We start from the raw sequence: 12,119 nt of genomic DNA, 5'->3' as shown, positions 1-12,119 counted from the left end.
AAATTAACAATATTGATATTGCAGGAAATAATTATTTGTTAGCAGATTTCATAGTTTTAAAACGAATTAAACCTGTATTAAAAACAGACCCAAAAACCGAACTATTTTTTAAATCAATATATGCAGATAAACCATTTATTGAAAAGATATCTAAAACTACGATATTGTTAAGAATACCTTCTTTTACGCATCGTTTTAAAGAAGAAATTGATAGTTTATTAGAAATTAATAATAAATTAATTTCTGGAACAGAAAACCTAATTATTGATTTAAGAAATAATGGCGGAGGTTCTGACGCAAGTTATAGGAAAATAATTCCATATTTATATACTAATCCAATTAGGAGTTTAGGTGTCCAATATTTATCAACAAAATTGAACAATAAACGAATGATTGAGTTTATGAATGACCCTGATTGGAGTGAAAAAGATAAAAAATGGGCTAAAAATGGATTAGAAAAATTAAATAAGCATTTAGGCGAATTTGTAAACCTTGAAGATGATATTGTTGATATTGACACATTAAACGCAATTTTACCATATCCTAAAAACATTGCTGTCTTAATTAATGGTAATTGCGGAAGTACAACCGAACAATTTTTATTAGCAGCCAAACAAAGTAAAAAAGTAAAATTATTAGGAACTACAACAGGAGGCTCTTTGGATATATCAAATATGTATTCGGTAAATTCACCAAGTGGAGAATTTACATTATGGTATGGATTGACAAAAAGTTATAGAATACCAGAAATGTTAATTGATGGAAAAGGAATACAACCAGATTTTTATTTTGATAAAACTATTAAACCATACGAATGGATAAAGAGAACAATTGAAATATTAGAATACAAATAGTTTTTTACTAACAACTCATAAAATTAGTACTTAAAATTAAGTGAAAATTGAAATAATAAGTAAAAAATAAAAGTTTTAGTTAGGCAAAAACACTAATTTACATAAGCATAATAAAATAATAAATGCACTATTTTTAATTAATTATACAAATGCAACCCAATTGCATTCATTATTTTCTTATTTTTGACCCGTTTATGAAATTAATAGTCATCATATTATCTATTTATACGGTTGTTTTAACAGCAATACCGTGTGATGATGTATATATAGATGATATACAACAAGAACTATCAATTCTTCAAAGTTCAGATGATATTAATCACAACACGTTCGATTTATGTTCACCTTTCTGTTCTTGCGTTTGTTGTGCTAATTTTTTAACAGAGCAATCAATTTATCAAGAAGTTATTCAAATTAAGATTTCAACTAAAGAATTGAGTACACTTGACAATACTTTCTTTGCTAACAATTATCTTTCTAAAATTTATCAACCACCCAGAGTTTAAGTTATAAAACCGATTTAAATACCTACTATTTTCAGGAATTATCAATTTATAACAATTTAAACTTTTAAAAATGATCAATAAAATCATTCGTTTTTCTATTAACAATAAATTCATTATTGGCTTATTTATTTTAGTACTTATTGGTGCTGGAACGTACTCAATGATGACTGTAAAATTGGGATCTGTACCCGATATTACAAATAACCAAGTACAAGTAATTACCGTTGCACCAAATTTAGGAACAGAAGATATAGAACAATTTGTAACCTATCCTATAGAATTGGCGGTAGCTAATTTACCTAGTGTTACAGAACTTCGTTCCGTATCGCGTTTTGGACTTTCAGTAGTCACCATTGTATTTAAAGATGAAATGGGCACTTATTTACCAAGACAATTAGTGCAAGAAAAATTAACAGAGATTCAAGAGGATATTTCAGCAGGTTTTGGAAAACCTTTTATGGCTCCTATTGCCACAGGTTTAGGGGAAATATATCAATATTCATTAGTTCCAAAAAAAGGATTTGAGAACAAATATTCACCTTCTGATCTAAGAACCATTCAAGATTGGATTGTTAAAAGGCAAATGGCATTAGTACCAGGCGTTGTTGAGATAAATTCTTTTGGCGGAAATGTTAAACAATACGAAGTCGCTTTAAATCCCAATAAATTATATAGCATGGGAATTAGCATAAGCGAAGTTTTTAAGGCATTAGAAAATAATAATTCTAACACAGGAGGTGCTTATATTGAAAAAAATCATCAAGCTAATTTTATTCGTGGAGAAGGCTTGGCCAGATCCATAGATGATATTAAAAATATTGTTATTGAAAATAATGAAAATACACCAATTTTAATTAGAGATGTTGCAGATGCAGTTCGTTTTGGATCTGCGGTACGCTACGGAGCTTTCACTGAAGATGGACGAGAATCTGTTGGAGGTCAAGTGCTTATGTTAAAAGGCGAAAATCCTAACGAGGTAATTAAAAACGTGCAAAAACGTATTGAAAGTATTCAAAAAACACTACCTGAAGGACTTGAAATAAAACCATTTTTAGATAGAAGTGATTTAATAGCTCGTACCACAAGTACCGTTTCAAAAAACTTAATTGAAGGTGCGTTAATTGTAGTATTTGTTTTAGTACTATTATTAGGAAGTTTACGTGGAGGTTTGCTTACCGCTTCAATTATACCGCTTTCGCTATTATTTGCATTTATTTTAATGAAAGCAACAGGTGTTTGGGCAAATTTAATGAGTTTAGGAGCCATTGATTTTGGAATTATAGTAGATGGAGCTGTAATTATAGTAGAAGGAACAGTACACCACATAGAACAGCGAATTAAAAAGAATAAAGGTGATTTTACATCACAAGAAATGGATGAATTAAGCTATAAATCAAGTAGTATGATGATGAATTCAGCATTCTTTGGACAGCTTATTATTTTAATTGTATTTACACCTATATTATTTTTAACAGGTGTTGAAGGCAAAATGTTTAGACCAATGGCATTTACTTTTGGGTTTGCAGTTTTAGGAGCCTTGTTATTGTGTTTAACCTATGTTCCTGTAATGGCATCATTGTTTATGAAACCAACTTCACAAGAAAATAGAACCTGGTTTACAAAATTGGAAGATTGGCTAACAAAATTGAGTAATAAAATGATGGCAAGTATTTTCAAAGTATATAAACCATTAATAAAAAGAGCTTTAAACTTTAGAAAAGCAGTAATAGCCATTGCAGTATTATTATTTGTTATTGCTGGTTTTGTATTTTCTAAAATGGGAGGCGAATTTATTCCGAAGTTAGATGAAGGAGATATTGCGATGCAAATTATTATGAAACCAGGAAGTTCTTTATCTGAATCTATTAAAATTTCTGAAGAAGTTGAAAATATCATAACCTCTAATTTTCCTGAAGTTAAAACAATGGTTGGTCGTATTGGTGTTTCAGAAATACCAACAGATCCAATGCCTATGGATATTGTAGATAGTTTTATCATTTTAGAAAAAGATATGGATAAATGGACATCGGCAACAACTAAAGCAGAATTAATAGAAAAAATGAAAGAGAAGCTAAAAAGTATTGTAGGTGTAAACTTCATTTTTACACAACCAGTTGAATTGCGTTTTAATGAGTTACTTACAGGTGTACGAGAAGATGTAGCTATAAAATTATATGGCAATGATTTAGATATTTTGGCAACTAAAGCTGAAGAAATGGCAAAAATTATTAAAACAGTTGATGGTGCTGCAGATGTGCGTGCCGAAGCAACGGAAGGTTTGCCTCAAATTACAGTAAATTATCAACGAGAAAAATTAGCTAAATATGGTTTGTCTGTCAAAAAACTAAATCAATATGTGAGTGCTGCTTTCGCAGGAGCAAATGCTGGGATTATTTTTGAAGGTGAAAAACGTTTCGATTTAGTGGTTCGTTTTTCTAGTGCTTATAGGCAAAGTATTGATGATTTAAAAAACTTATTTGTTGATTTACCTAATGAAAGTTCTCAAATTCCACTTAAAGAATTAGCAGAGATTAGTTATAAACCAGGACCTATGCAAATTTCACGTGATAATACCTACCGAAGAGTATCCGTTGGCGTTAACGTAAGAGGGCGAGATGTAGAGTCTATGGTAGAAGAAGTACAACAAAAACTAGATGCCCAATTAAATTTACCCGATGGATATTTTATTGAATATGGAGGTTCTTTCGAAAATTTAAAAAGAGCCAAAGATCGTTTAGCAATTGTAGTACCTATTGCTTTATTCTTAATATTTATACTGTTATATTTTGCTTTAAATTCATTTACACAAGCTACTATGATATATATGGCAGTGCCACTGGCAGCAATTGGAGGTATTTACTTTTTAGCAGCTCGAGGTATGCCTTTTAGTATTTCAGCAGGCGTTGGCTTTGTAGTGTTATTTGGTGTCGCTGTTTTAAATGGATTGGTGTTGGTAAGTAGGTTTAATAGTTTAAAATTAGAAGGAATGACAAACATAAAAGAACGTATTTTATTGGCAACAGAAGAGCGTTTACGTCCTATTTTGTTAACAGCGGTTGCCGCAATAATGGGATTTATGCCAATGGCAATCTCAGCATCAGCGGGAGCAGAAGTACAAAGGCCTTTAGCAACAGTTGTTATTGGAGGTTTAATTTCATCAACTTTTTTAACTTTATTAGTGGTACCTGTATTGTATTATTTAGTGGAGAGCAGTTCACAAAAAAGAAAAGATAGAAAAGGTAGTGCAATGAATACTAAAATTGCAACAATATTAATTTTAGGCTTTGTATTATTTGTAGGAAATAATTTTGCAATCGCACAAGAAAAAAGTCAAAAAATAACCATTAAAGGAGCAGTTGAAATAGCTTTCAATAACAATCCAACTATAAAAGCTGCTAATTTAGAAATTGAGAAACAAGAAAGTCTTAAAAAAGCTTCTTTTGATTTAGACAAAACAACTATTTCATATACAAAAGGGCAAATAAATGCAGTTCAAACAGATTACGAATTGAGCATATCTCAGGATTTTAAATTTCCAACAGTTTATGGAATACAATCAAAATTACAAAAAGAGAAAATTGCTTTGAGTGAGGTTTCATTAACGCTAAAGAGAAATATTTTAGAACGAAATGTACGTTCTATTTATATGCAATTAATGTATGCTAAAAATAAATTCACATTAATTTCAACCTTAGAAAAAGAGTATGAAAATTTTGCAATTATTGCTCAGAAAAGATTTGAACTTGGTGAAACAAACTTAATTGAAAAAATAGCTGCAGAAGGTAAACGAGAAGAAGTAGGCTTATTAAAATTAGAAGCTAATTTAGATATTGAAAATTTAAGAAAACAATTACAATTGTTGCTCAATACGAATGACTCAATAACTATTTTAAATGAAAACTTACAAAAAATACCTTTTAATCAAGTTGAAGAGTTAGGCAATAATAATCCAATTTTAAAACTTAAAGAACAATTTATTGCCATTTCAAAAGGGCAATATAGACTTGAAAAATCTAAATTTTTACCAGATTTAACTGCTGGATATTTCAATCAACAAATTGAAGGAGTTAAAAATTTTACAGGATTTCAAGTAGGTTTAAAAGTGCCAGTATTCTTTTGGTCACAAAAAGGAAAAACTCAGGCAGCTAAAAAGAACAGTGAAATTGCTCAAATGAATTATGAGCAAACCAAGTTAGATGTTAATTCGGTTTTGAAAACAAATTTACAAGATTATGAAAAATACAAAGCTTCGTTATTATATTATGAAACTAAAGGTTTGCAATTGGCTGATAAGTTATTTTCATCTGCCAATAAGGCTTATAAAGAAGGTGAAGTAGGTTATGTAGCATACATAACGTCTTTAGAGCAGGCAGTACAAATTAAAACAGATTATTTAAGTAAGCTTAATTTGTACAATCAAACCGTAAATAAAATAAACTATTTAATAGGAAAATATAATTAAAATAAGAAAGTGTCTATTGACATTTAATAAATATTAAAAATAATCAGATGAAATATATAATAAACATTAGCAGCATATTTTTACTTCTTGTTTTTTTAGCAAGTTGCCAGAATAAAACAACGCAACAAAAGGAAGAAACTACTAAAGAAAGTGGAGAGAAAGAAGAAACTACAAATAGTGTAACTCTGCAACAAAAACAATTAGACGTAATGGATATAGAGTTGGGGGCTATTAAACAAGTAAATTTAGGAGCCACCCTAAAAGTAAATGGACAATTAGAGTTACCACCACAAAGAATAGCAAGTATTAGTGCTATTGTAGGAGGTAGAGTACAAAGTGTAGCAGTAATTGAAGGAGATTATGTAAAAAAAGGACAAGTAATTGCCCGATTAAATAATCCTAAATTTATTACTATGCAACGTGAATATTTAACGGCAAAAAGTAATTATTCATTTTTAGAAAAAGATTATTTACGTAAAAAAGAATTGTTAAAAGATGGTATTACTTCAAAAAAATCTTTCCAACAAGCAGAAGCAGCTTATAACGATGGAAAATCTACATTAAATGCAGCTAAATCAACGTTACAATTAATAGGAATAAATGTTTCAGCATCAGAAAACGGTCAAATTATTTCATCTATACCTGTAGTTTCTCCAATTAAAGGATACGTACAAAATATAGCAATTAATATTGGGAAATTTGTTGCTCCAGAGCAAGAAATGTTTGAAATTGTTGATAATGAGCATTTACATATTGGCTTAAAGGTATTTGAAAAAGATATTGATAAAGCCAAAGTAGGACAAAAAATCACATTTGCTTTAACAACAAGACCTGATAAAATTTATGAAGCCGAAATTTTTGCCTTAGGTAGTGCTTTTGATATGGATACAAGAGCCGTTAAAGTACACGCAAAAATATTAGGAAATCATAAAGGGTTGTTAACAGGAATGTTTGTTGAAGCAAGGATAACAACATCAAATAAGGAGGTAAGTGCTTTACCAAACGGAGCTTTTGTTACGGAGAAAGGATTGGATTATGTTTTTCTTCAGAAAGAAAAAATAAATAATAAAATTAAATTTGAAAAGATACAAGTAAATAGAGGTATTTCAGATTTAGGATTTACAGAAGTCGTTTTTATTAATAAAATTCCCAAAAACACATTGTTTGCAATAAAAGGAGCTTATTACCTAAATGCTGAACTACAAAAAAGTGAATTTGCTGATGAAGATTAAATTAATAAGTTAAAAAAACACTAAACATGAAAGAAATTAAAGCATATATCAAACCAATTAAGTTAGAAAAAGTGGTTGAAGCACTTAAGGAAAATAACTTTAAAAGTGTTACCTTAATAGAATGTGAAGGAACTGGAGCATATAAAAGAGAAGATTCCTTACCTTCGTTAAAATTTCATTTTGCGGATAGTAAAATGATTAAGTTAGAATTAGTATGCCAAGATGAAGAAGCAGAAAAAGTAATTGAAATAATTTGTAAGAATGCCTCTACACCTTATCCTGCTGATGGTATTATTTATATATCAGATGTAAAAGATGTATTCAGAATAAAAACTTGTAAATCTATTAAAAAGTTTGATTTTTAACATGAATCTTGATTTAGAAAAAACATTAGAAAAACATAATGTAAAACCAACAGCAATGCGACTGTTGGTTTTACAATTTCTTTTAACCGAAAAAGCAGCAATGAGTTTAACTGATTTAGAAAATCATTTTGATAGATCGGATAGAACTACACTTTTTCGTACTTTAAAAACTTTTGCTGAAAAAGAAATTGTTCATAAAATTGATGATGGAACCGGAGTAACTAAATACGCTTTATGTGAAGAAGATTGCCATTGTGAAATAGAAACCGATTTACATGTACATTTTCACTGTAAAATTTGTAATGAAACTATTTGTTTTCCAGAAAACAAAATTCCTTATATAAATTTACCCGATGGTTTTATAGCAGATGATGTTAGCTTAACCGTTACGGGAATTTGTAATAAGTGTAATAAATCACTGTAATCTGTAAAAAGGTTACTAATACTACAAAATCTACCAGTCAAGATTATTTATATTAATATTTGACGAAAACACGGATTTTTCCAAGAATACTATTTAAAATATAGTATTTTATTTATAGTAAATATCGTTGTGCAAAATAACTTTAAACCTGAGTTCGATGTAAGAAAATAAATACCAGGTTGAAAATCAACAAGCTACGTCATTGTGATGAATGAAGCAAAGCGAAATAAGGAAGCAATCTCATTTTTATGAAAAGATTACTCCAAATTATGGCACTACATTTATAATTTTCGCAATGACATTTTGATTTTCAGTTATTTAAAGTAAATCCTTAGGTCGAACTCAGGTTTTAAATAACACTATCACCACAAAATAATGCACTTCTGTTGCATTACCTATTGATGTACTTTTATTGCATATTAATTTATAAATAAGTACAATTATGAAAACAAAAATGAATTTAGGTTTCGGTTTGTTATTAACCACATTAATTATGTTTGCTTATGGTTTTCAAAGTAGCAATTCTAAAACTACAGCAAATAATTATCAGCCTATTAAAAAAGAATTAAAAATAACAGGAAGTCAATTATTTCAAAATAATTGTGCTGCTTGTCATGGTTCCAATCGTCAAGGAAACCCACCAACTTTTCCTTCTTTGGTAAATATTAATAAAAAGTTAAGCAAAAATCAAATTGGTGAGTTACTTCAAACAGGAAGAAACATAATGCCTAATTTTTCTCATTTATCTGATTCAGAAAGAAATGCTATTGTAGGTTTTTTATATGGTGAATCAACCACATCTACTGTTGCAACAAAAATTTCTTCAGTAGAAAAAGGAAAAAATCTTTTTATAGCGAATTGTGCACGTTGTCACCAACCAGAGGCCAATAATTCAGTAACACAAAATCAAAATCAAATGGGTATGAGAATGGGAATGAAACCACCAGTACTAAACGGGGTTAATCAATGGGTTGGTATAAATCAATTTAAGCGAATTTTAAATATGGGGCCTTGTTATATGCCTTCGTTTGCCACTATGGATAATACAAATAAGGAAGATATTTACACCTATTTAAGTTCTTTAGAAGTCAACTCCCAAAATAATTATAGAATGAGACGAGGTGGTTGTGGTATGATGATGGGTTATTAGTTAAGAAATTACTTTAATAGATATAGTATAAAACAATTTAAATTATAAAATTATGTGGAATGATTGCGATAGTAAAGAATATTTTTATATGTCACATGGAATCTGGTGGATCTTCTGGTTAGCCATATTAATTATTGCTTATTTAATGCTAAAAGCATATTTAGATAGTAAAAAAGAGAAGGAATCATCTTTAAAAATATTAAAGGAGAAATATGCTTCAGGAGAAATATCTACAGAAGAATATGAAGAAAGAAAAAGTGTATTAGAAAAAAAATAGGAATGATAAATTTGAAAAAAACAAGTATAAAACAAATAATTAAATAACTATTATTATGAACTATTATTTTAACAAAATTGTTTCGGGAGATTTTAATCAAGCAATAGAAAAAGTAAAAGAAGAATTAAAAAAGGAAGGTTTTGGAGTGCTTACTGAAATAGATATCAAAGCTACTTTAAAGAAGAAATTAGATGTTGATTTCTATAATTATATAATTTTAGGAGCCTGTAATCCGCCCTTTGCATACAAAGCATTACAAGCTGAAGACAAAATTGGCACCATGCTTCCATGCAATGTAATTGTTCAGGAAAAGAGGCTTGGAAAAATTGAAGTTTCAGCAGTTGATCCTTCAGCTTCAATGCAATCAGTTGGAAATGAGAAATTAGAAAAAATTGCTGAAAAGATTAGATTAAAACTTGAAAAAGTTATTAAAAATATTTAATAATAACACCTTAAAAATTTAAGACATGATGATATTTTGGTTTATTTGTAGCATAATGGTACTCATATTGATTTTGGTTTTTAAAGAAAATATAGAACCTAATAATAATATTGATACTTTAGATATCCTTGACAAAAGATATACTAATAGTGAAATTACTAAGGATGAATATTTAGAACAAAAAAAAGCTATAAACTTAAAAAAAGGTAATAAAACATGATGAGATGTAGCTCATCTGGACAGAGATAGATTTAAAAAGAGATTGATAAAACTATGAAGTAAAAGTTTATCGATTAAAGTAATAAATTAACCCCAAAACTTATTAAAAAAGAGGCTGAATGAAGTAGGGTTTTTATAAGCAAATATGTTATATATAAAAGCATTATTACTAAAGGTAAAGTCTCAAATTAATTACAATAATTATTAAAAAGCAATAAAATAAAATTTAACAAAAACAAATAATTATGAATAATATTAAAACAGTGGAGGATGTTGAAAAAGCGAATAATTATAATGAGTTAAAATTTAATGCAGAATATCATATAGATGAATGTATAACTCTTAGAGAACGATTAATAGGAGAGAAAAACCTTTTAATTTTAGCAAGAGTAAATGGTGTTGAAATAGGCTTGTGCGATAATGAAAAATTTATAGAATTACTTAATAATGAAATTAAGCAAGCTAAACTTTGTTTAGAGAGTAAGCCAAATAAATTTGCAAAGTTTTTATTTTGTATGTAGCTTATTTAAAAAATTTGAATGTGAAAGCAATCAAAAAAAAATCACCTAATAATATTCACAATTTAATGCCTTAATTTATTCAATTATGATAATAAAAAATGTATTTTTCATTTGTATCTATGCTCTATCCTTTCAAATGGTACAATCTCAAACAACTTATATGACTAAAAAAGGTCATTTAAAAATGATCGCTAAAATAGATAACAAAACTGTTGTGGCAGAAAGTCATGAACTTTATGTAAATCTAGATTATATAAACAAAAAAATAAATGGCACTTTAAATCTTAAAAGTTTAATTACGGATATTCCTGAATTAAAAAAATATTTAAAAGAAGCCGAGCAACCACTACTAATAAGTTTTTCAGGAACTATACCACCTGACGATTTTATGGCACAGCCACATCAACCTTTAATTTTTAGTTGGCAGATAAATATTAATTTTCAAGATAAAAACTTTAAAGTTATGCTTAAAACAACCCTTCAGCATATTAAAGAAGGCTCTACGTTTTCATGTCGTTTAAATGCTATGGGTAAAATTTTTGCTAATGAAATAGGCTTAAATAAAATAATACCAAATATAGATAACATAATTGAAATTCAATTTGTTCAGTTTATTTTAAAGGTATAAAAGAGTATAATAATTAATAATAAATAGTAGAAATAACAATTAACAAATGCATTTCCATTGCATGTTATATTTAGATATTTTGAAAACAAAAATTAGAAATAATGAGTGAAGATTGTAAAGAAGGTTCAGCTTGTGCAGTTGATTATAGCCAAGAGACTAAGAAAATTAATTTTAATAAATTTAGACATGAGTATGTAATTTCAGCAATAGTTTTTGTGCTGTTGGTAATAGGTATCTTACTAAAAGAATTTACTAAAATATTTATTGATCAAGATGATTCTCTTATTTGGTTTTTTATACTGTATTTGGCTATTGGAGGACAAACTATTCTTAAAGCAATAATTTTAATGATTAGTAGAGATTTTTATAACGAATTTGTTTTAATGACTATCGCTACGTTGGGTGCCTTTTTTATAAATTCTTATGCTGAAGCTGTAGCAGTAATGTTATTTTATGTAGTAGGCGAATTATTTCAAGAAGCAGCAGTAAATAAAGCAAAAAGCTCTATTGAATCCTTGTTAAAAGTACAAGTAGATGCCGTTACTGTTCTAGAAAAAGGGAAGCCAGTAGTTAAACATCCAAATAAAGTTGAAATTGGACAAATTATACAGGTTAAACCTGGAGAAAAAGTAGCATTAGACGGTGTGTTGGTTTCTGAATTAGGCACGTTAAATACAGCAGCTTTAACAGGAGAGTCTGTGCCAGACAATAAGGAAAAAGGAGAAACTGTACTTGCTGGGATGATTAATATTAATACACCGATAGAAATAAAAGTAACAACAAAATACGCAGATACTAAACTTTCTAAAATTTTAAAACTTGTTCAAGATGCAACAGGTAGAAAAGCAAAAACACAATTATTAGTTAGCAGATTGGCAAAAGTGTACACGCCTATTGTATTTTGGTTAGCAATTGCGTTGGTTATTATTCCATATTTTTTTCTTGGTGATGCTTACGTATTTCAAATGTGGTTTCAAAGAGCTTTAATTTTCTTAGTTATATCTTGTCCTTGTGCTTTGGTAATTTCAATTCCGTTAGG

General features: G+C 28.6%; 13 protein-coding genes. All 13 read left to right on the top strand.

Annotated features, from left to right (window positions below; translation table 11 throughout):
• Window positions 1-854: S41 family peptidase (locus L3J60_RS12220; RefSeq protein ID WP_291975839.1), on the top strand; the 854-nt coding region annotated here is incomplete at its 5' end.
• Between the two features lie 149 nt (window positions 855-1,003).
• The gene (locus L3J60_RS12215; RefSeq protein ID WP_291975838.1) at window positions 1,004-1,360 is read left to right on the top strand and encodes a DUF6660 family protein; all 357 of its coding nucleotides are present in this window, start codon (window positions 1,004-1,006) and stop codon (window positions 1,358-1,360) included.
• A 70-nt stretch (window positions 1,361-1,430) separates the two neighbouring features.
• The gene (locus L3J60_RS12210) at window positions 1,431-5,822 is read left to right on the top strand and encodes a CusA/CzcA family heavy metal efflux RND transporter (protein WP_291975837.1); all 4,392 of its coding nucleotides are present in this window, start codon (window positions 1,431-1,433) and stop codon (window positions 5,820-5,822) included.
• Between the two features lie 47 nt (window positions 5,823-5,869).
• Window positions 5,870-7,054, top strand: a complete 1,185-nt coding sequence (locus L3J60_RS12205; protein WP_291975835.1) for an efflux RND transporter periplasmic adaptor subunit — start codon at window positions 5,870-5,872, stop codon at window positions 7,052-7,054.
• Between the two features lie 26 nt (window positions 7,055-7,080).
• On the top strand, window positions 7,081-7,419 hold the full coding sequence (locus tag L3J60_RS12200; protein ID WP_291975834.1) for a P-II family nitrogen regulator: 339 nt from the start codon (window positions 7,081-7,083) through the stop codon (window positions 7,417-7,419).
• 1 nt (window position 7,420) lies between these two features.
• On the top strand, window positions 7,421-7,843 hold the full coding sequence (locus tag L3J60_RS12195) for a transcriptional repressor (RefSeq protein ID WP_291975833.1): 423 nt from the start codon (window positions 7,421-7,423) through the stop codon (window positions 7,841-7,843).
• Between the two features lie 442 nt (window positions 7,844-8,285).
• A complete protein-coding gene (locus L3J60_RS12190) occupies window positions 8,286-8,993 on the top strand; it encodes a c-type cytochrome (RefSeq protein ID WP_291975832.1) in 708 nt (235 codons plus the stop codon).
• Between the two features lie 52 nt (window positions 8,994-9,045).
• Window positions 9,046-9,270, top strand: coding sequence for an SHOCT domain-containing protein (locus tag L3J60_RS12185; protein WP_291975831.1), 225 nt, complete (start codon window positions 9,046-9,048; stop codon window positions 9,268-9,270).
• Between the two features lie 55 nt (window positions 9,271-9,325).
• Window positions 9,326-9,712, top strand: a complete 387-nt coding sequence (locus tag L3J60_RS12180; protein ID WP_291975830.1) for a DUF302 domain-containing protein — start codon at window positions 9,326-9,328, stop codon at window positions 9,710-9,712.
• Between the two features lie 25 nt (window positions 9,713-9,737).
• Window positions 9,738-9,932 (top strand): hypothetical protein, encoded by a 195-nt coding sequence (locus tag L3J60_RS12175; protein WP_291975829.1) that lies wholly within the window; start codon window positions 9,738-9,740, stop codon window positions 9,930-9,932.
• 244 nt (window positions 9,933-10,176) lie between these two features.
• Window positions 10,177-10,452: a hypothetical protein gene (locus tag L3J60_RS12170; RefSeq protein WP_291975828.1), complete on the top strand. Its 276-nt coding sequence runs from the start codon at window positions 10,177-10,179 to the stop codon at window positions 10,450-10,452.
• A 184-nt stretch (window positions 10,453-10,636) separates the two neighbouring features.
• Complete coding sequence (locus tag L3J60_RS12165) at window positions 10,637-11,080, top strand: hypothetical protein (RefSeq protein WP_291975827.1); 444 nt, start codon at window positions 10,637-10,639, stop codon at window positions 11,078-11,080.
• Window positions 11,081-11,181: 101 nt separating this feature from the next.
• A partial coding sequence (locus L3J60_RS12160) for an HAD-IC family P-type ATPase (RefSeq protein WP_291975826.1) occupies window positions 11,182-12,119 on the top strand: 938 nt, incomplete at its 3' end.

This window comes from Lutibacter sp. (genome assembly GCF_021647475.1).
Classification (GTDB): Bacteria; Bacteroidota; Bacteroidia; order Flavobacteriales; family Flavobacteriaceae; genus Lutibacter.
This window is presented reverse-complemented; position numbering and strand designations above follow the sequence as displayed.